Below are 23,899 nucleotides of genomic sequence, written 5' to 3'. Positions count from 1 at the left end.
GTAGCTCGGGAACACCTGGCGGGTGGCTCCCGGCGGTCTAGCGGGCTGCGGCCGCCGCTTCGGCTTCTTCGGCGCGGAGCGAGCTCTGCAGCGAGGAGTGCAGGATGCGCAGCGTGCTGGTCGACTGCATCAGCGCGTCGCGCTCGTCCGGGTTCCGGTTGGCGAGGTTGGTGATCTCGTTGATCCCCGCCTCGATCCGGCCGATCCGGTCCGCGACGGTGCCCTCGAGACTGGACGCCTTGCGGATCACGTCGGACGTGATCGTCCAGACGTCCTCCTTGTCGTTCGTCCGCCGGGACATGTCGACCATCTGGCCGAGCGCGGCCAGATCGTGGTCGACCTGGGTCCGCTCCACCGGCGCGGTGATCCCGGCGGTCGCCTGGCGCAGCCGGGTCACGTGACCGGACAGCTCGGACCAGCTGCACCTGCCGCTCTTGATCTTGTCCAGCACCTTGGCGTACTCGGTGTTGAACTCGTCGTAGTTCACTGTCCTTGACTCCTGCCGTGTGACTGCTCGACTAAGAACTGTAAGGCGTGCGGACCCGAAACAAGTAACCACACGATCGCAGATCGTGCACGTGTCTTCAAAACGCAACAAGCCGCCCGGTACGGCAACGCGCGGCAGGCAGCCGAGTTACGGTAGACCGCCGACCGGGTCAGGCGGAGAGCTTGGCGCCGAGGAAGCGGAGTTGGTCGGGGAGCATCCGGCGCCAGTAGCCGGGCGTGTGGGCGCCGAGCTGGGTCCCGCCCTGGGCCCGCAGTTCCGTGCGCAGCTCACCAGCGGCCTCGGCGAACGGATCGTCCCGCCCGCAGTCGATGCGCACAGCAACATCGCGGAACCCACTCCGACGGCCGAAAACGCTGCTCAGCTCGAAGTCCTCGACCCCGTCGAACGCACCCGGTGCGGAGTCCTCGAACCGACGCCACAGTGCAGGACTCAGCGCGCCCACCGCGACCGCCTTCCGCTCCGGCCGGACCATCCGCTGCCAGTAGTCGAGCGCTGCGAACAACAGAGCGCCGTACCCACCCATCGACCAGCCGAGGACGCCGTACCGCTGGGTGCGCAGTCCGCGATCCGCCAGCAGGGGAAGGAGTTCCTGGTTGAGCATGTAGCCGGGGTCGTGCCCGTCGGCTCGTCGATGCCAGTAGGTGTCCCGACCGCCGTCCACAGTCGCGAGCGCGAACGGCGCCGTACCGGCTTGGACCGCGGCTGTCAGGTAGCGGTCGATGCCGAGGTCGTTCACGGCGGACGTGTGGTCGCCGCCTCGCCCATGCAGCACCAGTACGACGGGCAGCGCCGCTGTATCGCTGTAGCCGTGCGGATAGATGACGCTGTAGCCGACCGCCGTACGACGCCCGAACGACTCGAACGACCCTGACTCCACAGGCCCGGCAGGAACATCCGGTACGACGCCATCCGGACCAGTCAGCCCGAGTACGTCGTGTACGCGAGCACGACCGGGGATGACACCGCTCTCCAGCCCCGCAACGGCGGCAACACCGGCAACCGATGCGGCGACACCTGTGCGGACCAGAGTGCGGCGGGAGAGCATCAACGAAGTACAGCGGCCAAAAGGGCGACGACCGCGAGTGCACCGGCGATGATCAGCTCGGGCCGTGCCCAGCGGGTGACCACCTGGCCCTCGGACTGTTCGCCGTACTGTGCCATGTGGGTCTCGATCCGGTCCACGACGAAGTCGGCCCGGGAGATCGAACTGTCCGCCGACAGCTTGCGGCCGCCGACGCGCTGCTTCCTGAGATCGCGCATGACGAGTTGGACGCCGGGCGCACGGAACCGGTTGTCGCCCGCGTGCACCCGGAGGGTGTCGGTGACGTCGGCACCGGTGACCTTGCTCCACGGGATGACGTGGTCGCGCACGTGGTTACGCAGCACGAGGTGCTCCGGGCTGAGCGTGACGGTGGGGCGGAACAGGCCGACGTACGTCAGCACCATCAGGAGGCCGATGATGCACGCGACCAGTAGGCCGCTGAGCGTCCGCCACTCCAGCACGATGTCGAGCAGGCCGATCAGCCCGATCACCATGATCACAACACCGGTGATCCGGTTCGACGCGGACAGATAGTGCTCGCTCTCCGGCGACTTCGACTTCACCCGCACAAAGTAACCGGCGGTAGGTAGCAGGCATAGGACCAGTGCCGCGGTGGACCTGTGGATCGCGCGGACGCCGACCGCCGGGATCCGGATTAGACTGCCGAGCGTGACCACACTCGACAGCGGCGTCGACAGCTTGGCCGACGTGACCTCGTCCGAGGACCGGCTGCGCCGGTTCCTGCTCGGCCTGCCGGGCGTCGACCAGGTCGGCGCCGAGGCCAGGGCGGCCACCCTGAGCACCCGGTCGATCAAGACCACCGCCAAGGCCTACGCGCTGGACCTGGCGATCCGGATGATCGACCTGACCACGCTGGAGGGGCAGGACACGCCAGGCAAGGTCCGGGCGCTGTGCGCAAAGGCGAAGCGGCCCGACCCGGCCGACCCGAGTGCGCCGCAGGTGGCCGCGGTCTGCGTCTACCCGGACCTGGTCGCGACGGCCAAGCACGAGCTGCGCGGCTCGGGGATCAACGTGGCGAGTGTCGCGACCGCCTTCCCCAGTGGGCGTTCCAGCCTCGCGATCAAGGTGCAGGACACCAAGGACGCGGTGGCCGCAGGAGCCGACGAGGTCGACATGGTGATCGACCGTGGCGCGTTCCTGTCCGGGCGGTACGGACTGGTCTTCGACGAGATCACCGCGATCCGCGAGGCGGCCGGCGACGCGCACCTGAAGGTCATCCTGGAGACCGGCGAGCTGGTCACCTACGACAACGTCCGCCGTGCGTCCTGGCTGGCGATGCTGGCCGGCGCGGACTTCATCAAGACCTCGACCGGCAAGGTGTCCCCCGCGGCCACGCTGCCGGTGACGCTGATCATGCTCGAGGCGGTCCGCGACTACCACGAGACCACCGGCCTGCACATCGGCGTCAAGCCGGCCGGCGGCATCCGGACCGCGAAGGACGCGATCAAGTACCTGGTCACGGTCAACGAAACGGCCGGACCTGACTGGCTGGATCCGGAGCTGTTCCGCTTCGGCGCCTCCAGCCTGCTGAACGACCTGCTGATGCAACGCACCAAGCTGGCCACCGGGCACTACCCCGGCCCCGACTACTTCACGCTGGACTGAGGCATGAGCAGATTCGAGTACGCACCGGCTCCCGAGTCCCGGGCGATCGTCGACATCAAGTCGTCGTACGGGCTCTTCATCAACGGCGGCTTCGTCGAGGCGACGGACGGGAAGCCGTTCAAGACCGTCAGCCCTTCGTCGGAGGAGGTGCTCGCGGAGGTCAGCGAGGCCGGTCCGGCGGATGTCGACCGGGCCGTTCGCGCGGCCCGGAAGGCGTTCGACAAGGTCTGGGCGCCGATGGCCGGCCGGGACCGGGCGAAGTACCTGTTCCGGATCGCGCGGCTGATCCAGGAGCGCTCGCGTGAGCTGGCGGTGCTGGAGTCGCTGGACAACGGCAAGCCGATCCGTGAGTCGCGCGATGTCGACATCCCGCTGGTGGCGGCGCACTTCTTCTACTACGCCGGCTGGGCGGACAAGCTCGAGTACGCCGGTGCTGGTGAGGACCCACAGCCGTTGGGCGTCGCGGGCCAGATCATCCCGTGGAACTTCCCGATGCTGATGCTGGCCTGGAAGATCGCACCTGCCCTGGCCGCCGGCAACACCGTCGTACTGAAGCCGGCCGAGACGACACCGCTGACCGCGCTGGCGTTCGCGGAGATCTGCCAGCAGGCCGACCTGCCTCCGGGTGTGGTCAACATCGTCACCGGCGCAGGCCGGACCGGGCAGGCGCTGGTCGAGCATCCGGATGTCGACAAGGTCGCCTTCACCGGTTCGACCGAGGTCGGCCGGGCGATCGCCAAGGCTGTTGCGGGCTCGGACAAGAAGGTCACCCTCGAGCTCGGCGGCAAAGCGGCGAACATCGTCTTCGAGGACGCGCCGATCGACCAGACCATCGAGGGCATCGTCAACGGCATCTTCTTCAACCAGGGCCACGTCTGCTGCGCGGGCTCCCGGCTGCTGGTCCAGGAGAGCGTGTACGACGAGGTGCTCGCGCGACTGAAGCGCCGGATGAGCACGCTGCGGGTCGGCGACCCGTTGGACAAGAACACCGACATCGGCGCGATCAACTCCTCGGCCCAGCTGGCCAAGATCCGCGAGCTGTCCCAGATCGGCGAGGACGAAGGCGCCGAGCGCTGGTCGCCGGAATGCGAGCTACCGGCCGAGGGGTACTGGTTCCCGCCGACCGTCTTCACCGGAGTGTCGCAGGCGCACCGGATCGCCCGGGAGGAGATCTTCGGGCCAGTGCTGTCCGTGCTCACCTTCCGCACCCCGGCCGAGGCGGTGGAGAAGGCGAACAACACCCCCTTCGGGCTGTCCGCCGGGATCTGGACCGACAAGGGTTCCCGGATCCTGTGGATGGCGAACCAGCTGCGCGCCGGCGTGGTCTGGGCCAACACGTTCAACCGCTTCGACCCGACCTCGCCGTTCGGCGGCTACAAGGAGTCGGGCTACGGTCGCGAGGGCGGCCGCCATGGTCTGGAGGCCTACCTTGCCCACTAAGGACAACAATGTGCGGCTCGAGGTGCGCAAGACCTACAAGCTCTACATCGGCGGCGCCTTCCCACGCAGCGAGTCCGGCCGCTCGTACGTCGTGAACGATGCCAAGGGCAAGTTCCTGGCGAACGCGTCGCAGGCGTCGCGGAAGGACGCCCGGGACGCGGTGGTCGCGGCCCGCAAGGCGTTCGGCGGCTGGTCGGGCAAGACGGCGTACAACCGCGGTCAGGTGCTCTACCGCATCGCCGAGGTGATGGAGGGCCGGCACGAGCAGTTCACTCTTGAAGTGGCTGCGTCCGAGGGATTGTCGGCGTCCAAGGCGCGCGCGGTGGTGGACGCGTCGATCGACCGCTGGGTCTGGTACGCCGGCTGGGCCGACAAGCTGGCCCAGGTGGTCGGCTCGAGCAACCCGGTGGCCGGCCCGTACTTCGACTTCTCGTTGCCCGAGGCAACTGGTGTGGTGGCGGTACTGGCACCGCAGGACTCCAGCCTGCTCGGGCTGACCTCGGTGATCGCGCCGGCGATCGTCTCCGGCAACACCGTCGTCGCGGTCTCGTCGTACGAGCGTCCGTTGCCTGCTGTCACGCTGGGCGAAATGATGGCGACGTCCGACCTGCCGGGCGGGGTGGTGAACCTGCTGACCGGATCGGCATCGGAGATCGGGCCGTGGCTCGCGTCGCACCTGGACGTGAACGCGATCGACCTGTGCGGCATCTCGGACGCCGAGGAGGCGCGCGAGCTCGAGGCGCTGGCGGCCGAGAATCTCAAGCGGGTACGACGTCCCGCGGCAGAGGACTGGTCGGAGTCGCCGGGGATGTCGCGCCTGACGCAGTACCTGGAACTCAAGACCGTCTGGCACCCGATCGGCGTCTGAATGGTCCAGCCAGGAGACCGGGTCGCGATCGTCTCACCGTCGAGCGGTCTGCCTGAGATCTTTCCGGCTCCGTACGAACTCGGCCTGCAGCGGCTGCGTTCCTTTGGGCTGGAACCGGTCGAGTACCCGACCACCCGGAAGATGGGGGCATCGCCGGAGCAGCGAGCTGCTGATCTGCACGCGGCGTGGTCGGATCCGTCGATTCGTGCCGTGATCGCGAGCATCGGCGGGGACGACCAGCTCACCGTGCTGAAGCATCTCGATCCTTCGGTGTTCCGCGCGGATCCGAAGCCGTTCTTCGGCTACAGCGACAACACGAACCTGCTCAACTTCCTGTATTCCTTGGGCTTGCCGGCGTACCACGGCGGCAGCGTGATGGTGCAGTTCGGCCGCGGCGGCGCGATGCATCCGGACACCGAGCGGTCGCTGCGGGCCGCGTTGTTCGCCCCTGGCGACTTCGAACTGACGCCGGCGACCGGCTGGACCGATCACGATCGCGACTGGGCCAACCCGGCGCTACTGGAAACCGAGCCCGATCTCTTCCCCGGCACCGGCTGGAGCTGGCACGGCTCGGAACCGGTGAGCGGCCGCCTGTGGGGCGGCTGCCTCGAAATCCTCGACTGGCAACTCGCCGTCGACCGGTGGATGCTGCCGATCACGTCGTACGACGGCATCCTCTTCCTGGAGACCAGCGAAGAAATGCCGAGCGACACCGCCGTCTACCGCATCCTCCGCAACTTCGGCGAACGCGGCCTCCTCGAACGCTTCTCCGCCATCCTCTGGGGCCGCCCCAAGTCCTGGGCCCTCGACCAGCGCCTCTCCGCCGACGAATCCGCGACGTACGTCGAATCCCAATACGCCGCAGCCCGCCGAGCCCTGGCCGAATACAACCCATCCGCCCTGCTCGTCACCGGCCTCGACATCGGCCACACCGACCCCCAACAGATCCTGCCGTATGGCGGCCTGGCCCGGCTCGATCCTGCCGCGTCCCGCATCACCGTCACGTACTGAGCGTGGGACATGCTGCGTCCGTTTCTCACGTTTAGACCGGAGGTGATTGTCCGCGGGCTCCGCTGCAGCCCGGGGCCGGGGTGGATGGTTTAGCTCCGGGTGGTTTGTGTGTTGGGCCTGGTTGGGGTGGTTTCGCCTGGCGCGTGGGAGTTCGGTGGCAACCTCGGACACCTGGTGGGGACCTCGGACATCTGACCAGGTGTCCGAGGTCCCGATGTGGTGTCCGCAGTCCTCGGCACGAGCCCCGGGATCCCGGCATCCGGACAAAACCGGCCACATCCCGGGCACCAGGGCTGATTCGCCGGCTCGATAGCGGGTTGTTTGATCGATAGCGGCAAGTAAGCCGCCAGCCATCACATAACCCGCTATCGGGCCCGGCCCGACAGCCACCTCCGGTGCCGCACGACCCGGTCCGCACGCTCACGGCCGCACCACCCGGATCCACCCCGGCACGCGACCACTCGGGTGAGCAGCTCCGGGATAGCTGCGTCCTTCCCTGGTCCGGGTGGTGGGTATCAAGGGTCGAAGATCGCGCAGCGACGCCGACGAAGGAGGCGCCCTTGACACCCACCGGCCGGACTAGCACCATCACGCAGCCCGGAGCCGCGCCCTCGACACCACCTCAACTCCCCCGAACCCGCACCCCCGACCACACCTCAACTCCCCGAAACCGCGCGGTTGCACCACAGCTCGCCGAGGCCGCCCGCGACTGCACCGCAGCTCCCCGGGGCCGGGGTGGACGGTTTTAGCTGCGGTGGTGTGTGTGCTGGCGGGGTCGGGGTGGGGTCGCCTGGGGGTGGGGTGGGACAGGTGCTGGTGGGCTGACACAAGTACTGGGGGCGAGCACAGGAAATAACCTGTGTCGAGCCCCGGCTTCTTGTGCCATGCCCGGCCGATCCCGGCATCCGGACGAATCCGGCCACATCCCGGGCACCAGGGCTGATGCGCCGGCTCGATGGCGGGTTGTTTGATCGATAGCGGCAAGTAAACCGCCAGCCATCACATAACCCGCTATCGGGCCCAGCCGACACCCGCGCCCGGACTAGCAGCCCATTGGCTAGCGGATGAGGGTTTGGGTGAGGGCGGGGTTGGGGTTGGGGTAGCAGGAGATGGGGGCGGTGGTGGTGAGGAATTTCCATTTGATTTTGGCTTGGAGGGTCAGGCCGGGATCGTCGTACGAGGTGCCTTTGAGTTTGGTTTCGATGGTGGTGCCGCGGCGGCCGGATGTGAGGCGGACCGACAGGGTGTGGAGCTGGTAGCTCGCACCGCCGGCGATCGGCCCAGCGACCCTGACGACGACAACGCCGTTTTCCAGGCTGGCCGAAGGCGTGGAATTGAGGCCGGAGCCGCCGGACAGGGTCGCCGTGATGTACGCCGAATTGGCTGGCACCGGCACGCGAAGCGCGAGATCCCGGACCTCCTTCAGCTTGAAGCCTTTGACCTCCCCCGGCAGCGACCCCGGCTTCAGGTCGACCGTGATCGAGAAGCGGGTGTTCGGCGGCACGATCGCCGGTGCCTTCGCGTCGACAACCTGTCGCAGCGACAGCTCGTGCCGCCCAAACTTGGTGGCGGCGCGACACGCATAGCTGGCCGTCGGTGGCGCCGCGGAGGCGGTGGTCGCCACCAGCAGAGGGAGCAAGCCCAGAGCCACAACACTGCGGTGAGTAGCCATACAACTACTCTAAGCAGCCAAACCTGGCCGCAAGAACCCCTCGTCTCACCGTCCGAACAGGAACCAGCCGCCGACCCCGGCCGCCACGAACACCAGCGGCAGCGACAGCATGAACCACGCCCACCCATGCCGCCGACGACGCCGTAGCGGATGCGCAGTCGCCACCGTAGTCGTCAATTCGTCGTCGGTGAGGCTGGTCCGCTGGAGAGCGCGCAGCGGCGCCTCCTGCTCCAGCCGGTACGCCTCCGCCTCCAGCCGATCGGCCAGCGTGTCAGCGCGCTCCCAGCGGTCGTCTACCCGATACGCCAGCGCGCGAGCCAAGAGGTCGTCGAGCTCGCCGACCGCGTCGTGCAGGACCGGCCGCAGGCTCGGCGGCGGCTCCTCGGGGTCGCGGTTGAGTACGTCGCCGATCGACCCGGCGGAGTACGGCGGATGGCCGGTGAGCAAGGCGTAGGTCACCGCACCGACCGCGTAGATGTCCGCCCGCTCGTCGAACCCGCCGTCGCCTCGCCCCTGCTCCGGCGCCATGTACGACGGCGTGCCGACCGCCTGGGTCAGCCCGGACGCCTCTGCGGCACGCTTCGCCAGCCCGAGATCGGCCAGCACAACCCGGTGCGTCCCACCGCCGGCCCCGTCGCCTTGAGCGCGGAGGAGGAGATTCGCAGGCGTGACATCCCGGTGTACGACACCCTCGTGGTGCAGCGCCGCGACCGCGCGAGCCAGGTCCGCACCCCACCACAACGCGTCGGCCGGGTCCGGCGGTCCATCCCGGAGTACGTCGGCCAGCGTGCCACCGCCGACGTAGTCCATCACGAAGTACGGGCGTCCGTCGGTGAGCTTGCCGAGGTCGAACACCCGGACCACGCGATCGCTCGCGATCTGGCGCATCAGGCGCGCCTCGGCAAGGAATCGCTCCCGCACGTCCGCGCGCGACGCCCAGTTTTCGGCGAGCACCTTGACGGCCACGTCCACGTCGAGGTCGTCGTCGTACCCGCGCCACACGGTCGCGAACGCACCCGCGCCGATCTTGTCCCGCAACCGGTACCGTCCGATGGCTTCCATCCCGGCTATTGTCGACCACGGGCCAAGTGTCAGGCGAACACCACTCTGGGGGAGCATGAACGAGGAGCTGGAAGAACTGGCTGCCCGCGCGGCATCCGGGGATCAGGCCGTGATCCCCGACCTGCTGCGGGCGATCCGCCCGCAGGTCGAGCGCCGGGTTGCCAAGTTCCTGCCGTTCCACGAGGACGCCGAGGAGGCGACCCAGGACACCCTGCTCCAGGTGGCGCACAAGATCCACACCTTCAAGGGCACCGGCTCGTTCGCCGGCTGGCTCACCGTCGTCGCCACCAACCAGGCGCGCCAGACCTACCGGTCGCTGAAGCGCCGCGCGGTCGAGCAGTCCGCCGAGGTCCTCCCCGAAGCGGCCGACCCGCGGACGACGTCGGTGATCGCCGGCTCCCGGCTCGACCTCCTCGAAGCTCTCGAGTCGCTGGAGTCCAGCCACCCCCAGTTGGTCCAGCCCCTCGTCCTCCGCGACCTCGGCGCGTTGTCGTACGCCGAAATCGCCGACGAACTGGATGTCCCGCTGGGCACGGTCAAAGCCCGAATCCACCAGGCACGAAAGGCCGTCGCGGAACGGTTGACTATTCGCTAACTCCCATCCAGGCCCGCAGCAGCGTGGTGGCCTCGGTGCGCTGGGGTGCAGGTAGTCCGGCTATGGCGGCGTTGTGGTTGCCGGCCGGCACGGTGTACCAGTGCGAGTCCCGGGTGCCAGGGCCCGGCGCGAACTTCTCGGCGCTCCAAGGATCGTTCTCGCCGTACACGAACAGCATCCGGGTGGCAGACGTCTTCACCCACTGGTCGATGTCCTTCATAGCCGCGTCGTCGTGCTTGGGCTCGATGGCGTCCGGGACCGCCGCAGGGGCAGCACCGGCTTCCGGATAGTGCAGCAAACCCCTGAGCCAGGTGGCGCCGGTGGCGACGTCCGGCCAGTTGAGCTGCGCGCTCGCCTGGTAGTAGTACGCCAGGTATGGCGCGATCCCCGAGTCCGAGTACGACGACTAGTCGGCGATCTGGTCGATGAAGCTGAACAACTGCTGGTCGGTGGCGTCGCGGCCCGGGATCAGGAAACAGCTCGCCTGGGAGTGGTACTGCCAGAACGCGAACGGAGTGTCCAGTACGGCGGCCTCGAAAGCACGATCGGCCGATCCGTAGTCCTGGTCGAATTTCAGGCCCTGCTTGGAAGCATCCCGAGCAGCGCGGACCGGCGATACAACGCGTGCCGCTGCAGCACCCGCAGCGCTTCGTTGCATTGGGCATCGGTTCCTGCGTGCTGGATGAAAGCGACGTACGAGTCCTGATCGTTCACCACATCGTCGGGCGCGACATAGGCCACGGTCGCGTCCACGTCCGCCGGGTAGAACCGCCGGTGGTAGACCGATGTCATGCCGCCCTTGCTCGCACCGGTCGAGACCCACTTGCCGCCGTACAGGGCCTTGAAGGCCTGCACGATCCGGTGGTGATCGGTCGCCGCCTGCCAGAGGTCGAGCTTCGTCCAGTTCTTGCTCGCCGGCGTCGACTTGCCGAAGAACCGCTGCTCGACGTTCAACTGATTCCCGTCGATCAGTCGCGTCGGCTCGGCTCCGACGGCTGCCGGAACCACAGCACGAAGAACGGCTTCCCGTTGAGCAGCTTCCCGCTCTCCACCCGCAGCCCGGGAACAGTCTCCAGCCGGGCCCGCACCTCCCCCACCGGATCCTTCGGTACGGCGGCCGCGGCCGTACCGACCAGCGTCGTCACGATCAGACCGAGCACCACGAGAAGCCTGATCAAACGCATAAGGTGACTCCTCGGGCTCGGGGCGACACTCTGCGTAGTCAGAGTACCTCAGCCGACCGGGGTGAGCACCAGACTGATCGTGCGGTTGCGGGCGGGCTCCCGGAACGGGCCGGCGGACTGATCGGCCGTCGTCAGCGTGAAGCTGGTCAGCGGCAGTCCGGTCACCTCCGACAACTCCTGAGCCGCGACTCGCGCCCGGGCCAACGCCGTACCCGAGCCTCCGCGCTCCGATCCGTTCGTCGGGACCGAGTGTCCGACGATCGTGATCGTCGCGCCGCTGCGTGGGAGCGTCGTACTCACGCTGGCCAAGGACTCCAAGCCGTCAGGTGTGAGTGAGGTACCGCGGCTGAAGAGCCCGCGCTGGAACAAGACCCGGACCGAGCCGCCCTGACGGCTGACGATCACGCCAGGGACGCGGACTGACGCGGTCAAGGCGTCCAGTTGCTGGTTGAGCCGAGCGGCCGCGGCACGGCGAGCGGCGGCCTGCTCGTCCAGCTGCCGCTGCAGTTCATCGGCGCGCCGCTTCTGCTCCGCCAGACGAGGATCAGCTGAGGGAGACACCGACGGGGACGCCGCGACCACACGGTCATCGACGACCGCGGCAACGCCAACCACCGCGCCGGCGACGACCGCGCCAGTCACCACCAGCGCCGCCGCAGCCAGCAAGGGCGGCTGAGCGAGCGGCCGCGCCCTCCGGCGCCCGGCCACGATCCCCGCGACCACCTTCCGCCCACGGGCCGCGCCCACATGATCCGGCTCGAGCTCCTGTACTCGCGCCCAGCACGCGTCCGCCTCCTCCCACCGCCCCAGCTGCGCCTCGACCCGAGCCAGCAAGTCCCACCCGGCAACGCCGCCAGTCTCCGCGAGCAACTCCGCGGCCCGTTCCAAGTCCCCGCCCCGAGCAGCGGCCGCCGCCGCGGCGACCGCCAACTCACCGCGCAGTTCGTCGACGGCGTTCACGATTTCACCAGGCCGATGATCTTGCTCTGCTCGTCCTGCGGCAGCAGCCGGATCAGCCGCTGGTTGACCGCGCCCAGCGCCCGTTCGTCCCGGGCCGCGATCGCCTGCTGGCCTTCCCGGATCAGCGCCTTCGCCTCCGAGGCCGGCCGCAGAATGTCCTGCTCCGCGATCAGCGCGTAGAACAGCTTCGCGGTCCATCCCGGCTGCCGCGACTCCAACCGGACCAGGAACTGACCGCCGCGCTCGATCTGCGCCCGGATCGCGGCCGAGTCACGAGCGTCGATCGCCTCCCGCGACCGCACCCTGAGCTCGCTGAGCTCCTGCCGATCGCCGGAACCGCCGTACAGCTTGACGAGTTCGGCCGCGTCCGTCAGCACGTCCTCGAGGTCCTGGATCAGTCCCGGCAGCCGCGCTGCGTCCTCGACATCGTCCAGCTGCGCATGCAGTTCGCGCAGCCGGTCCTCGGCCGTTGCCGCCGCGCCCGGATCCGCCCCGGCCGCACGCACCTGCTCCCGCGCGGTGGTCACCGTGCCTTCCGAGTCCAGCTTGGCGATGAGCCGCCGCGCGTCCTCCGAAGCGCTGCCGGCACTCCGCGCCGCCGTCACCCGCTCCTCCGCCTCGGCCAGGATCTCCTCCAGTACGACGACACTCGGCGTACGCACGTTGTCCAGGTCGATCTCGGCCTCGAACTGCTCCCCGATCAGCGGTACGTCGGCCACCACGGTCACCAGGTTCGACGCGTCCACCTCGAACGTCACCTCGATCTCGCTCCCGGCCGGCACATCCATCCGCACGTCGCCGGGCCGGATCTCCAGCGTCCCCACCGACCGGTTGCGGTCGGCCCGGGCCCGTTCCCCTTGCACCACAGGGATCCTGATCACCGCATCGGCATCCGCCCGGCGCAGCGTGCTCGACGTACGGAACACCTCACGCGCCCGCGTCGGCACTCCGGCGCCCTTCTTCAACAGCGGCGAGAACGCCCGGTCGGCCAGCTGGATCCCCAGCGAATGCGTCAACCGGGCGCCGCCGAACTCGATCTCGCGATGGGTGATCGCCAGCGAATCCGGCGTCACCCGCTGCACGGTCCCCTGGCCGTCGGTCAGCTCGAGGGTGAACCGCGAGGTCTGATGCGGATCCAGATCCACCTCGGTGACGAACGCACCACCGGCGTTCAGGGCGATCCGCGCCGTACTGAACGGAGGGTGCGCGGACGGGTTGCTCAGCACCACCGAGTACGCCGTCCAGTCGACCGGCTCGGCGGACACCAGCTTCCCCGCCACGGTCGGCGTCGTGGTGGTCGAGCTCGGTTCGTACGCCCACTCGACCCCGTACTCCCCCGCGACCGGCTGGTACGACGACGGTCCGGGGTGCCGGACAGTACTGGCGAAGATCGCCGCACCCCGGGCGATCGCGGTGGTCGGGTCGAGACTCACGTCGAGTTCGATGCCGAGACCGTCGGTCGGGTCGGCGAGTCGTTCGCGTAGGCCGGGCGAGAGCGTCACACCGCCGACCAGCAGCAGCCGGTCCATGTCGTCGCTGCCGAGTCCACCGTCGGACAACGCCTTACGGCACAGGTTGATCGCACGGACGTAGTACGGCTCGGCGAGCGCGTCGACCTCAGCACGGCGCAGTGGGTACTCGAAGGTCTCGATGGTCCCGTCGCTCAGCTTCAGATCGACCATCAGATCGACGCTGTCGTCCTGCGACAACAGGATCTTCGCCTGCTCGGCCGCGCCTTTGAGCGTAGCGAAATGCCTTTTCCACAACGGATTGTCGCGCCGGAAGTCGGTCATGCCGAGATCCCGGGCAGCCGCGGGCGCGAGGATGCGCTCGACCACCGCCCAGTCGATCAGCTTGCCGCCGAGGTACGAGTCGCCGGCGTGGTTGAGCACCCGCAGGTCACCATCCCGCTTGCTCACCACCGCCGCGTCGAAGGTCCCGCCACCGAAGTCGAACACCATCCAGTACGCGCGATCGTCGGCATCGTGGAAGCCATACGCGAAGGCCGCCGCGGTCGGCTCCTGAAGCAGCGGACAGCCGGGGACGAACCCGGCCAACTCGGCCGCCTCGCTGGTCGCCTTGTTCTGATTCAGCGCAAAGGCCGCGGGCACCGTGATCACCGCGGCATCCGGCGCGACCTGGTCCGGGTGGCGCCGGGCCACATCGGAGCGCAAGGACTTCAGTACTTCGGCCGACAGTTGCTGCGGCGTCATCGTCGTAACGGCGCGGGCAAACGTGCGGGTGGCGTCGGCCAGGCCCATCTCCAGCTTGAACTCGGCGGCCGCGTCGTCGGGGTCCGACTCGACCCGGTTCTTTGCCCGGCCACCGACCGTGACGGCGCCGGGCTTGGGCAGCCAGACGGCCGACGGTGTCGTTTCCTGGCCTTCGTTGTTCTTGATCACCGTCACGGTGCCGTGCTCGGCCACCGCGATCGCGCTGTTGGTGGTGCCGAGGTCGATGCCGAAGTCGATCGTCTCACGCATGCTCGCTGCCCTTGCTGGTCTCGAGTTCCGTCGTGTTTGCCGGCCGGCCGACGATGACCTGGCCCATCTGGATCCGTTCGGCGTGGAAGTAGATCGACGGCCGGACGGTCTCCAGCACCGTCTCGGCCGTGAGCGCCGGATCCTCCTCGTACACCAGGACCTCCAGCGATCGCCCGGGGTGGAACGCGTCGCCCTCGTGGTCCTGCACGATCAGGCCGGCGTCGGTCAGCGCGTTCCGGCAGGTCTGCAGGTAGCGCCCAGCCTGCCGCGTCTGCGTCGAGGTGTCGCCACCCGACAACTTCCGCTGCGCCCGCCACAAATTGGTGGCCGCCTCGGCCAGTGCCTTGTGGTCGACATCCGGCCCGGTTGCTTCGTTGCTGGAGGCAACCGCCGCCCGCTCGAGCGCTTCCAAGCCCGCGAGGACCTTCGCCAGCTCATCGCGCTGCTCCTGATCCCAGCGCGGCTCGTCGATCCGGAAGGCCTTGTGAAACTTCCGCTGCCGCCAGCCATCCATCAGCTCATCACCCCTCTCCGCTGCCGCAACGCCTCGGCGAGCGCGTCGGCCGATTCACACCGGGCATCCGGATCGACCACCAAGGCGTCCAGCACGATTCGGTCCAGCGCGGCATCGACTTCGCCGTTGTACTTGCTCGGCGCGAGCGGCGTACGCGCGAACTTGCTCGCCGAGTACGACGACACCGGCGTACCGTCGTCGTACGGAAGCTGCCCGGTCAGCAGCACGTACGCGATCGTGCCGACCGACCAGACATCCGCGGACCGTGAGTAACCCTGCTGCCGCAGGACCTCCGGAGCCATGAAGGCGAACGTCCCCTGTGCGCTCGCCAGCAGGCTGAACGGATCCGCCCGTTTCGCCAGACCGAAGTCGCTCAACCGGACCTGCACCCGGCCGCCCTCGTCGTACCCGACGAGCACGTTCTCCAAGGTGATGTCGCGGTGCACGATCGGCGGCGTACGGCGATGTCCGACCGCGAGTCCTTGGGCGATCTGCTCGATGACATCGGCAACCACCTCGACCGGCGCCGTCGGGTGGTAGGCGTCTGCGAAGCGCCGGAGGCTGCCACCGGCGACGTACTCGGTGGTGAAGTAACCACGCAGTCCTTCCGCGGTCCGAACGGTCCCGGCGTCGAACATCCGGACGATGTTCGGATGCCCGAGCGTCGACAGCAGCCGCGCCTCCTCCAGCACCCGATGTGTCTCCTTCAACGTGGTCACCTTCTTGAACACCTTCATCGCCTGGAAGCCGAGGTACTCATGCCGGACCCGGTGCACCTCCGCGAACGCGCCCTCGCCGAGCAGCCGGTCAACGACGAGCCTGTCGCCGACGCGCTCGCCGGTCCGCAGCAACGGGCTCACCAGCCCGCCAGCCAACGCACGAGCGCACCCACCGCGGCTCCGCCGATGAGGGCCCACCACAACCACCCGTAGCGGCCGCCGCTCTTCTCGGTTACCCGCCTGCCGCCGAGGTCGGCCAGCATCTTGTCCACGTCGTACGAGCCCGGACCATCGCCGAGTGCCGAGCGGACCCGGCGGAGCATGGCCTTCGCCGAGTACGTCGATCCGATGCCGACGTAGTAGTTCACCTGCGACCGAATGGTCTCGAGCGTGCGCCGCATCTCGTCGAGGGTCGCCTTGTTCGCGGCGACGGTGTCCGCGCCCGGCGTGTCACCGGCGAGCTCGCCGGCCTCGTCCAGCCACTTCGCCGCCCGCCCGTCGAGCACCGAACCGGTCTCGATCAGTTGGGTCGCGCAGTTGTTCAGGACGATGCCGACGCGTTCGCGGGCCGACGCTGTACGACGATGCTGTGCGTGCGGGACCAAGGCCTCCAGCCGGTTGAGCTTGGGCCGGAGGACCCTGGTCACGTCATTCGCGATCCGCTGCGCATCCTCGGAGTGCAGCCGCTGGATCAGCTCGCTCGCCAGCGTGTGGATCTCGTCGTACAACGGCTCGGCGATCTCTTCCAACCGCAACTCGAGCACCCGCTTCGGCACCGGCCACTTGCGAGCGATCGTCGCCAGCCGGAGCGGGGCCGGTGTCGCCGCGACCAGATCGGTGAGCGGCCGGACGAGAGCGAGCGGGAGCTCCTTGCGAAGCTCGGCGACCACCGATCGGTCCAGCTGACGATCGTCCAGGACGTCGATCCGATGCCGCACGTGTTCCCAGAAGTGCTTGGACTTGAGCGCCGCATCCCAGTGCCTGGAGGCCATCACCCACATGACTCCCCGCTTCGCCACCGCGGACGGGTGCGGCGTCCGCCCGAGGTCCGTCAACTCCTCTTCCAGTACGGCGGAATGCGCGCGAACAGCCTCGTCGTGCTCGTGGTGGACCTGACGCGGGCAGCGACACTTGGCACCGGGACTCCCCCAGAGCCAGAACAGCTCCTCCACCAGGCGCCGCCGCGGATCGCCGAGCACCCGCTCGAACGCGCCCCGCAGCTCGTTCGGGTCGGCGGCGGTCACGTCCTCCGGGAGGTCAGCGCCGACCTGCAGGACGGCGGTGAGCTGCTGCTGCCGATGCCGCGCCGTCCGCCGATCGACATCGGTCGGCAGACCAGTCAGGCGGAACGGGTTCCGCCGATACACCTCCAGTCCCGCCACCGCGCGGAGCTCCACCACCGCCGCATTGCTCATTGCCCAATCGCATCAGCGCCGCGGCGGCGGTGGGTTGTGCTGACCGGTTCCTGTCAGCCGAAGGTACGGCGTACTTCGACCGCCCGGCGGAGCTCGTCGGCGAAGTTGGCCGTCTGCCGACGGATGCCTGGGGCAACAGTCTCGTCGGCGATCAGCGCTTCGGCCCGGTCGATCAGGTCCGGGTCGATCACATACTTCGGCGCGATCCGCTGCACGGTCAGTGGGACCACCATCCCGGACCTGATCTCGGCCATCCGCCGTACGTCGGTGAAGAACCGCTCGACGTACGGCGCGGTGACGTCGGCCTGCGCGGGATGCCAGAACCCGTCGGCGGTGGCGAGCAGTTCGCTCACTCCCAAGCCGGGATCGGTCATCACCCGCGCCCACGCGGCTTCCTTCGCGTCCGGCAGCGCGGCGAGGCACTTCGCCGCCTCGACGACCCCCTCGGTCGAGGTGTCCCGGGCCAGCTCGGCCTCGATCTCCGCCGCCCCGAACGCGTTCAGCCGGACCAGCCGCAGGACCAGGGACCACCGAAGATCCGCGTCGATCTCCAGACCATCAGGTACGTCGCTGCCGTCGAGCCACGCGGTGAGGGCCGCCGCGTCGTCGGTGGTTGTCACGAACCCGCGGGCCGTCGCCAGCTGCAGGCTGCTGCCCGCCGGGGTGCCGGCGAGTTTGTTGCCCAAGGCATCAGCGACCGCGCCGCGATGAGCGTCGTACGGGAGATAGCCGCCGAGCACCTTCTCCTCGAGCCAGCGCAGGAGTGAGCCCACGGCGATGTCGCTGTCCTCGTGCTCGATGGCGGTGACGAACAGGTCGAGCGCCTGCCGCGGGTCCAGTTCGGCGTCGGCGACGGAGTCGCGGATCGAGTTCCAGATCACCGCGCGGGTCGTCCCGTCGGACACCTTCGGCAGGACGGCCGGCAGGTTGGCCAGGCTCTCGGGGTCGAGCCGGAGCTTGATCCAGGTGTCGTCGTTCGCATCCGGCACGATCACCTGGTTGCTCAGAGCAACTTCCACCCGGTCGCCATCGACCACGGCGTCGACCGTCGTTCCGCCGCCGGCGTCGTAGGCACCGACACTCAGCTTGTGCGGCCGCCGGGAGGCGTCAGGACTGGTGCGGTGCAGGGTGACGCCCGTCGAGGTCCGCTCGGCCGTGATCGTGTCGAGGCGCGAGGTCCGCAGCCACTGTTCGGACCAGTTGGCGAGGTCATGCGCGCCGGCCTCGGTGAGCTTGGCGATGAACTCGTGCAGGTCGGCATTGCCGTACTCGTGCGCCCCCAGGTGCGCGTTGACACCCTGGAGGAAGACGTCGTCGCCGAGGTACTTCGCGAGTTGCTTGAGCACCGCGGCGCCCTTGGCGTACGAGATGCCGTCGAAGTCGTCGAGCGACTGCCGCGCGTCCTTGAGGCTGTCCGGCGCGACCGGATGCGTCGAGCTGCTCTGATCCGTCTGCAACCCCCACCATTTGCGGACGAAGGCGAAGTCGGTCCAGTTGCCCTTGTAGTCGGTGGCTTCCTCGGACACGCGATGCGCCATGTACTCGGCGAACGATTCGTTCAGCCACATGTCGTTCCACCACTTCATGGTGACCAGGTCGCCGAACCACATGTGCGCCATCTCGTGCACCACGATCCGCGCCCGGGTCGCCCGCTCCGCGTCGGTCACCTGACCGCGGAAGACCAGCTTGTCCGCAAACGTGACGCAGCCCGGGTTCTCCATCGCGCCGAGGTTGAAGTCCGGCACGAACGCCTGCCAGTACTCACCGAACGGGTACCGCTGCCGGAACAACCGGTGGTATTCGTCGAACGCCTGCGCGGTGGTCCGGAACAGGTCCTCGGCGTCCTTTTGCAGGTGCTCACTCAGCGATTGCCGGCACGCGAGGCCCAGCGGGATCCCGTCGTGCTCGCTCCTGATCAGGTGATACGGCCCCGCCACGATCGTGACGAAGTACGACGACAGCGGCTTCGTCTCCGCCAGCTCCCACTGGCCCGGCCCCACCTGCGTCGCCGCACCGTTGCCCAGCACAACCCAATCCTCGGGCGCCTTCACCGTCACCGTGTACGGCGCTTTGAGGTCAGGCTGATCGAAGCACGCGAAGTAGCGCGGCGCCGACTCCAGCGACGACATCCCGTAGGTGTAGACCCGCCCGTCGGCCGCGTCGACCGATCGCACCAGTCCCTCGCCATCCACGGAGTACCTCATCTCCGCGGTCACCACGACCTCGTTCTCGGGCTCCAGCCCGGTCAGCGGGAACCGGCCCTCCGCCAGCAGACCGACGTCGACCGGGGCGCCGTTCAGCTCGACCGCGAGCAGCCGCTCGGGCTTCACATCCACCCAGGTCGCATCGCTCGTCGCGCCGAACCGGATCCGGCTGGTCGTGACGAACGTGTCGCCAGACCCGGTCAGATCGAAGTCGACCCGGTACGACCGGACGGCGAGGTCTGCTGCCCGTTGCCGGGCCTCTTCCACTGTCAGCGCGTGCATACCTGCACGCTATCCGAGGCCACCAGTCAACTTTGCCCGCACAGCCTGCGCCCGCGCCCTCGCAACCTCGTCGAGCGTCTCGTCCGTGACCATCGCAGCCAGCACGCCCAGCAACCGCTCGTCCCCCGCGGGTACGGCGGCCGCCGCGAGCAGCGCTGTCGCACGTACATCGGGATCCTTGGAAGTTTCGAGCACGTCCGCGATCAACTGCGCGTCCTCGGCCTCGGCAAGGCTCGTCAGAACGTTCAGCGCACTCAGGTGATCAAAGGCCGCCCGCATCTCTTCATCGCCGGCCACCGGCGGCCGCGACAACACGGCCCGCGCCACCTGCCGCACCTCGCCACCGAGAGGCTCCAACGGATTCCCGCCCGACAACCGCGTGTACGACGCGGCCACCTGGTACATGTTCAGCGCCCGGCAGACTGTGGCGACGTTGTCGCTGTAGAGCAACGCGCTGAACGCTTGCAGGGGAATGGCCTCGTCCGCGGTCATACGCTTCACGCTAGTCGACAGGCTGAGGCTGGAAGAACCGCAGTACTTTCTGTGCGGCATCCGGACCTACCAGCAGCTCGGCAACCCTGGCGGACTCCTTCGCGGTCTCGGCGGCGCGGGACAGCATCGCCGGTTCGTAGTCCGCCACCGCAGCATCCACATCGCCCGGGTGTGCTGCGATGGCCCGGCCGAGGTCGGCGGCGTCCAGCATGGCCAGGTTGGCGCCTTCGCCGACCGGCGGCATCAGATGGGCAGCGTCGCCGAGCAGCGTGACGCCGGATCGGCACGGCCAGGTCAGGTCGCTCGGCAGGACGTTGATCGGGCGTACCACGAACGGCTCGTCACAGGCCGCCAGGAGGCGATGGAAGCGGTCGTCCCAGCCGTCGAGCAGCCCGGCAACCGCCGTACGGTCGAGGTCTGTCGGTGCGCCCGGCAGGTCGAGGTCTCGCGGTGCGCCCTGCAGGGAGATGCCGACGTGGATGCTGCCGTCGCCCTTGCGCTGTGCGGTCAGCCGCCGATCCGGGCCGAACACCCAGTAGTTGCCGCGGCCAACCTCGGCGGCCAGCTCGGGGTGGGCGCGCTCGACATCGTGGATGGCGCTCTGGATCGAGGTGGTGCCGGCGTAGACGGGCTGGACGTCGGTGAGCAGGGGGCGGACGCGGGAGTTGGCGCCGTCGGCACCGACGAGCAGCTCGCACTCAACCACGCTCCCGTCAGCGAAGTGCACGACGTACCCGCCAGCTCGTGCTTCGGCGTGGCTGAAGGTCTTGCCCCAGCAGACTGTCCCGGCCGGAAGCGAGTCGAGCAGCAGGTCGCGCAGGTCGGCACGGTCGATCTCCGGCCGGGCCATGGGCGCGTCGTCCGGGGTGTCCTCCTGGAGCAGCAAGGTACCGGTGTGATCCAGCATCCGCATGTCCTGGCCTTCCCGGCGAGCGACCGCGAGGAACCTCTCCAGGAGACCGGCTTCACGGAGAGCGGCCTGGCCGGTGTCGGTGTGCAGGTCGAGCATGCTGCCCTGGGTGCGGGCCTCCCGTGAGGTATCACGCTCGTACACGACGGCTTCGATGCCGTGGACGTGCAGCACCCGGGCGAGAGTGAGGCCGCCGGGGCCGCCTCCGATGATCGCGATCATGATGAGCTCCGTTCGATGCACTGTATTTTTCGATACACTGTATCGCACGAGCCAGTGTATTGTTCAAGAGGTGGCAGATACTCCACTCGTCTGGGAGCGGCCCGAGCCGCCGGAGCGGCGTGCGCCGAGCCCGTTGAGCCGGGAGCGGATCGTGCAGGCCGCCCTCGCCCTGGCCGATGCCGAGGGCCTGGAGGCGGTGTCGCTACGAAAGGTCGCCGGTGCGCTCGACGCAGGCCCGATGCGGCTCTACCGGTACGTCGACACCAAGCAAGAACTGCTCGAGCTGATGGTCGACTCCGTGTACGGCGAGCTTCCCGAGCCGACCGGGTCGAGTTGGGCCGAGGTACTGCGGTCCATCGCGAACGGGATCCGGGACGCTGCCCTCCGGCACGAGTGGTTCGCCGACCTGCTCGGCGGCCGCCCGCACTTCGGCCCGGCAACGCTGGCTCACACCGAGCGATCCCTGGCCGCGCTCCGGGCCGCCGGGATCGACGACGTCGACACGATGATGGGCGTGCTCGAGGCACTCGACCTCTACCTGATCGGTGCCGTGCGCAAGGAGATCACCCAGCGCCGCGCCGAACGCGCCACCGGCGAGAACGAGCGGGAATGGCAGCACAAGACCTTCCCCTACATGGCCCGGATGTTTGCCACCGGCCACTACCCCACCCTCGAAGAGGCCGTCCACGACGCCCGCCACCGGTCCGCGGCCGAGGTCTTCGAGCTGGGATTGGGCTACCTCCTGGAGGGCATGTCGCACCACCTCAAGCTTTAGCCGCCACGTGAAGGTGAGCGGCCAGGAGGTGTGCGGACTCCGGTGCGGTCGCCGAGTAGCAGAGCAGATGGGCGCGGGTCGACCAAGTGTCCTGGAGGGGGCAGATGTCCACGGCGGTGTTGGCGTCCACGGCTCGACGAGGGACGATCGCCAAGCCGGCACCGGCCGTGGCGAGGGTGATGAGCGTGTGGAGCGTGGGTACGACGGTCCGGTAGCGCGGAGCCGGGGCGTGCGGGCCCAGGCGATCGTCCATCCATTGAGTCAGCGGCGAGCCGCGGTCGAGACCGACCAATGGGTGTTCGGCGACTTCGGCGTGCGCGATTGAGGTACGGCCGGACAGGACGCCGCCGGCTTGCCCGATGACGACCAGCGAGTCGTCGGCGAGCGGTTCGGTCCTCAGGTGCGTGGGCTCGTCGTCCAGGATCACGCCGAGGTCGGCTTCCCCGGAGGCGAGCAGCCGGACGCTGCGGATCGTCCGGCGTTCGCTGACGTTCACGTCGTACTCGGGGTGATCGCGGAGGAAGGTGGCGAGCGCGGCGGGGACGAGCTGGTGCATCGCGGAGCCGCCGGCGACCAGGCGGACGGGCTCGGTGCGAGAGACGGCGTACGACGCGACGGCGCTGTCCAGGCGGGTGGTCTCGGCGAGAACCTCGCGGGCGTGCCGGGCCAGCGTGGCGCCGGCGGGAGTGAGCCGGACGCCGCGGCGCTCGCGGATCAGGAGAGGTACGCCGGCCTGCGCTTCGAGGGCTCTGACCCGCGCGCTGGCCGAAGGCAGGCTCAGGTGCATCACCCGCGCACCGGCGGTGATCGAGCCTTCGGCTGCAACGTGGCTGAACAGCCGGAGGTCGTCCAGGTCGTACCGCATGAGCTCTAGCCTACGTCTCAGCCTTAGGCTGGCTACGGGGATCGCGCATTGTGAAGCGCTTGCCGAACCCTGATGCTCGAAGGGTGCTGATGATCCTCCTCGCCGGTGTCGCGGCCGGCGCACTGAACGCCGTCGGCGGTGGCGGGAGCTTCGTGGCACTGTCCGCACTGGTCGCCAGCGGGATGCCGCCGGTCACCGCGAACGCGACCACGACCGTCGCGCTCCTCCCGGGCAACGCGACCAGCGCCTGGGTCTACCGGCGCGACATCCACGCCTTCCAGCGGCCGTCGACACTCGGCCTGACGCTGGCCAGTATGCTCGGCGGGGCACTCGGCGCTGGACTGCTGCTGTGGTTGCCCTCGGCATCTTTCGACGCAGCAGTGCCGTGGTTGCTGGCGTTCGCGACGATCGTGCTCGCCTTCGGCCGGCGCCTCACCCAGGCGATCCGGCTGGGCACGCCCGGCCCGGCGGCGATCCTCGCCGGGCAGTTCATGCTGTCGATCTACGGCGGCTACTTCGGCGGCGCGGTCGGCCTGATGATGCTCGCCTTCTGGACCGCCACCACGTCACTCGATCCGGCTCGGGGCAATCCGCTCCGCGTCATCCAGGTCGCCGCCGTCTATCTCACCGCCGGCGTCATCTTCCTGTTCGCGGCCGACGTACTCGGCCAACCGCTCCACCTCGTGACGATGCTGCTCGGCGCCATTCTCGGCGGCTACACCGGAGCTCACCTGGTACGGCGTTTGCCGGCCGCCGTACTGCGTGCTCTGGTCCTCACTACCGCAATCGCCATGACCGTCTTGTTCTTCGTGCGGGCCGCCGCATGACTGACCGCTATCGGATTGCCATGGCCTACCAGGCGTGTGAGGTGGCCGACCTCGCGCGGTCGGCGGTCACGCTGACCAATCCGGCAGAGGCGGTGCCTCAGGCTGAGCGTGTGCTCGCGGCAGCCCAGCAACTACTGGCAGCCGCTACCCACCTTGCGCAACAGCAACCCCCGACCGATCGGCTGCAGCTCTTCGCCTACGAGCATCCAGAGGAGGCCGCTGC

22 protein-coding genes and 1 pseudogene are annotated in these 23,899 nt (G+C 68.7%); 7 read left to right on the top strand and 16 right to left on the bottom strand.

Features of this window, described 5'->3' with window-relative positions:
• Positions 1-37: 37 nt before the first annotated feature.
• From EV646_RS17905 to EV646_RS17895, 3 genes are all read right to left on the bottom strand, one after another.
• Positions 38-487 (bottom strand): hypothetical protein, encoded by a 450-nt coding sequence (locus EV646_RS17905; RefSeq protein WP_132149952.1) that lies wholly within the window; start codon positions 485-487, stop codon positions 38-40.
• Between the two features lie 169 nt (positions 488-656).
• A complete protein-coding gene (locus tag EV646_RS17900) occupies positions 657-1,553 on the bottom strand; it encodes an alpha/beta hydrolase (protein WP_132149950.1) in 897 nt (298 codons plus the stop codon).
• Complete coding sequence (locus tag EV646_RS17895) at positions 1,553-2,113, bottom strand: PH domain-containing protein (protein ID WP_132149948.1); 561 nt, start codon at positions 2,111-2,113, stop codon at positions 1,553-1,555. Before EV646_RS17895 ends, EV646_RS17900 begins: the two co-directional genes overlap by 1 nt.
• 106 nt (positions 2,114-2,219) lie before the next feature.
• Here EV646_RS17895 and deoC point away from each other — a divergent pair, with 106 nt between their 5' ends.
• From deoC to EV646_RS17875, 4 genes are read left to right on the top strand one after another with little or no spacing between them, the layout of a single operon-like run.
• On the top strand, positions 2,220-3,176 hold the full coding sequence (deoC, locus tag EV646_RS17890; RefSeq protein ID WP_132149946.1) for a deoxyribose-phosphate aldolase: 957 nt from the start codon (positions 2,220-2,222) through the stop codon (positions 3,174-3,176).
• A gap of 3 nt (positions 3,177-3,179) precedes the next feature.
• Positions 3,180-4,616, top strand: a complete 1,437-nt coding sequence (locus EV646_RS17885; RefSeq protein ID WP_132149944.1) for an aldehyde dehydrogenase family protein — start codon at positions 3,180-3,182, stop codon at positions 4,614-4,616.
• A gap of 10 nt (positions 4,617-4,626) precedes the next feature.
• Positions 4,627-5,484 (top strand): aldehyde dehydrogenase family protein, encoded by an 858-nt coding sequence (locus EV646_RS17880; RefSeq protein ID WP_241996131.1) that lies wholly within the window; start codon positions 4,627-4,629, stop codon positions 5,482-5,484.
• The gene (locus tag EV646_RS17875; RefSeq protein WP_132149940.1) at positions 5,485-6,495 is read left to right on the top strand and encodes a S66 family peptidase; all 1,011 of its coding nucleotides are present in this window, start codon (positions 5,485-5,487) and stop codon (positions 6,493-6,495) included.
• 1,057 nt (positions 6,496-7,552) lie between these two features.
• Here the strand turns inward: EV646_RS17875 and EV646_RS17870 are convergent.
• Together EV646_RS17870 and EV646_RS17865 are read right to left on the bottom strand one after the other, a co-directional pair.
• Positions 7,553-8,167: a hypothetical protein gene (locus EV646_RS17870; RefSeq protein ID WP_132149938.1), complete on the bottom strand. Its 615-nt coding sequence runs from the start codon at positions 8,165-8,167 to the stop codon at positions 7,553-7,555.
• Between the two features lie 45 nt (positions 8,168-8,212).
• Positions 8,213-9,229, bottom strand: coding sequence for a serine/threonine-protein kinase (locus EV646_RS17865; RefSeq protein WP_132149936.1), 1,017 nt, complete (start codon positions 9,227-9,229; stop codon positions 8,213-8,215).
• A 55-nt stretch (positions 9,230-9,284) separates the two neighbouring features.
• On the opposite strand from EV646_RS17865, the gene EV646_RS17860 reads away from it, so the two are divergent.
• Positions 9,285-9,824: an RNA polymerase sigma factor gene (locus EV646_RS17860; RefSeq protein ID WP_199237040.1), complete on the top strand. Its 540-nt coding sequence runs from the start codon at positions 9,285-9,287 to the stop codon at positions 9,822-9,824.
• On the opposite strand, the pseudogene EV646_RS17855 reads toward EV646_RS17860, so the two are convergent.
• The 10 genes and pseudogenes from EV646_RS17855 to EV646_RS17820 form a co-directional block, all read right to left on the bottom strand.
• Positions 9,814-10,832 (bottom strand): annotated as a pseudogene (locus EV646_RS17855) (S28 family serine protease). The gene EV646_RS17860 and the pseudogene EV646_RS17855 overlap by 11 nt on opposite strands.
• On the bottom strand, positions 10,793-11,008 hold the full coding sequence (locus tag EV646_RS40090; protein WP_241996129.1) for a hypothetical protein: 216 nt from the start codon (positions 11,006-11,008) through the stop codon (positions 10,793-10,795). Before EV646_RS40090 ends, EV646_RS17855 begins: the two are co-directional and overlap by 40 nt.
• Positions 11,009-11,056: 48 nt before the next feature.
• Positions 11,057-11,968, bottom strand: a complete 912-nt coding sequence (locus tag EV646_RS17850; RefSeq protein ID WP_132149932.1) for a tetratricopeptide repeat protein — start codon at positions 11,966-11,968, stop codon at positions 11,057-11,059.
• The gene (locus tag EV646_RS17845) at positions 11,965-14,451 is read right to left on the bottom strand and encodes an Hsp70 family protein (RefSeq protein ID WP_132149930.1); all 2,487 of its coding nucleotides are present in this window, start codon (positions 14,449-14,451) and stop codon (positions 11,965-11,967) included. The genes EV646_RS17850 and EV646_RS17845 overlap by 4 nt, the downstream gene beginning before the upstream one ends.
• The gene (locus EV646_RS17840) at positions 14,444-14,965 is read right to left on the bottom strand and encodes a hypothetical protein (protein WP_132149929.1); all 522 of its coding nucleotides are present in this window, start codon (positions 14,963-14,965) and stop codon (positions 14,444-14,446) included. The genes EV646_RS17845 and EV646_RS17840 overlap by 8 nt, the downstream gene beginning before the upstream one ends.
• Entirely contained in the window at positions 14,965-15,825 is an 861-nt protein-coding gene (locus EV646_RS17835) for a serine/threonine-protein kinase (RefSeq protein WP_158290975.1), read from the bottom strand. The genes EV646_RS17840 and EV646_RS17835 overlap by 1 nt, the downstream gene beginning before the upstream one ends.
• The gene (locus tag EV646_RS38890; RefSeq protein WP_158290974.1) at positions 15,822-17,099 is read right to left on the bottom strand and encodes a hypothetical protein; all 1,278 of its coding nucleotides are present in this window, start codon (positions 17,097-17,099) and stop codon (positions 15,822-15,824) included. The genes EV646_RS17835 and EV646_RS38890 overlap by 4 nt, the downstream gene beginning before the upstream one ends.
• Before the next feature lie 53 nt (positions 17,100-17,152).
• Positions 17,153-19,585, bottom strand: a complete 2,433-nt coding sequence (gene pepN / locus EV646_RS17830; protein WP_132149925.1) for an aminopeptidase N — start codon at positions 19,583-19,585, stop codon at positions 17,153-17,155.
• 9 nt (positions 19,586-19,594) lie between these two features.
• Positions 19,595-20,077 carry a hypothetical protein gene (locus EV646_RS17825; protein ID WP_132149923.1) on the bottom strand — a complete coding sequence of 161 codons (483 nt, stop codon included), beginning with the start codon at positions 20,075-20,077 and terminating at the stop codon, positions 19,595-19,597.
• Between the two features lie 10 nt (positions 20,078-20,087).
• On the bottom strand, positions 20,088-21,209 hold the full coding sequence (locus EV646_RS17820; protein ID WP_199237039.1) for an FAD-dependent oxidoreductase: 1,122 nt from the start codon (positions 21,207-21,209) through the stop codon (positions 20,088-20,090).
• 70 nt (positions 21,210-21,279) lie between these two features.
• Between EV646_RS17820 and EV646_RS17815 the strand changes: the two genes are divergently transcribed.
• The gene (locus EV646_RS17815; protein ID WP_241996126.1) at positions 21,280-21,984 is read left to right on the top strand and encodes a TetR/AcrR family transcriptional regulator; all 705 of its coding nucleotides are present in this window, start codon (positions 21,280-21,282) and stop codon (positions 21,982-21,984) included.
• On the opposite strand, the gene EV646_RS17810 is transcribed toward EV646_RS17815, so the two are convergent.
• On the bottom strand, positions 21,974-22,849 hold the full coding sequence (locus tag EV646_RS17810) for a LysR family transcriptional regulator (protein ID WP_132149921.1): 876 nt from the start codon (positions 22,847-22,849) through the stop codon (positions 21,974-21,976). The genes EV646_RS17815 and EV646_RS17810 overlap by 11 nt on opposite strands.
• Positions 22,850-22,938: 89 nt before the next feature.
• On the opposite strand from EV646_RS17810, the gene EV646_RS17805 reads away from it, so the two are divergent.
• On the top strand, positions 22,939-23,676 hold the full coding sequence (locus EV646_RS17805) for a sulfite exporter TauE/SafE family protein (RefSeq protein ID WP_132150670.1): 738 nt from the start codon (positions 22,939-22,941) through the stop codon (positions 23,674-23,676).
• The last annotated feature ends 223 nt before the right edge of the window (positions 23,677-23,899 follow it).

Source organism: Kribbella antiqua (genome assembly GCF_004345665.1).
Classification (GTDB): Bacteria; Actinomycetota; Actinomycetes; order Propionibacteriales; family Kribbellaceae; genus Kribbella; species Kribbella antiqua.
This window is presented reverse-complemented; position numbering and strand designations above follow the sequence as displayed.

Coding starts and splice junctions, on each gene's coding strand:
- EV646_RS17805 (WP_132150670.1), top strand. CDS start 22,939: ATGATCCTCCTCGCCGGTGTCGCGGCCGGCGCACTGAACGCCGTCGGC.
- EV646_RS17870 (WP_132149938.1), bottom strand. CDS start 8,167: ATGGCTACTCACCGCAGTGTTGTGGCTCTGGGCTTGCTCCCTCTGCTG.
- EV646_RS17825 (WP_132149923.1), bottom strand. CDS start 20,077: ATGACCGCGGACGAGGCCATTCCCCTGCAAGCGTTCAGCGCGTTGCTC.
- EV646_RS17875 (WP_132149940.1), top strand. CDS start 5,485: ATGGTCCAGCCAGGAGACCGGGTCGCGATCGTCTCACCGTCGAGCGGT.
- EV646_RS17820 (WP_199237039.1), bottom strand. CDS start 21,209: ATGATCGCGATCATCGGAGGCGGCCCCGGCGGCCTCACTCTCGCCCGG.
- EV646_RS17865 (WP_132149936.1), bottom strand. CDS start 9,229: ATGGAAGCCATCGGACGGTACCGGTTGCGGGACAAGATCGGCGCGGGT.
- EV646_RS40090 (WP_241996129.1), bottom strand. CDS start 11,008: ATGCGTTTGATCAGGCTTCTCGTGGTGCTCGGTCTGATCGTGACGACG.
- EV646_RS17900 (WP_132149950.1), bottom strand. CDS start 1,553: ATGCTCTCCCGCCGCACTCTGGTCCGCACAGGTGTCGCCGCATCGGTT.
- pepN (WP_132149925.1), bottom strand. CDS start 19,585: ATGCACGCGCTGACAGTGGAAGAGGCCCGGCAACGGGCAGCAGACCTC.
- EV646_RS17845 (WP_132149930.1), bottom strand. CDS start 14,451: ATGCGTGAGACGATCGACTTCGGCATCGACCTCGGCACCACCAACAGC.
- EV646_RS17810 (WP_132149921.1), bottom strand. CDS start 22,849: ATGCGGTACGACCTGGACGACCTCCGGCTGTTCAGCCACGTTGCAGCC.
- EV646_RS17840 (WP_132149929.1), bottom strand. CDS start 14,965: ATGGATGGCTGGCGGCAGCGGAAGTTTCACAAGGCCTTCCGGATCGAC.
- EV646_RS17885 (WP_132149944.1), top strand. CDS start 3,180: ATGAGCAGATTCGAGTACGCACCGGCTCCCGAGTCCCGGGCGATCGTC.
- EV646_RS38890 (WP_158290974.1), bottom strand. CDS start 17,099: ATGAGCAATGCGGCGGTGGTGGAGCTCCGCGCGGTGGCGGGACTGGAG.
- EV646_RS17860 (WP_199237040.1), top strand. CDS start 9,285: ATGAACGAGGAGCTGGAAGAACTGGCTGCCCGCGCGGCATCCGGGGAT.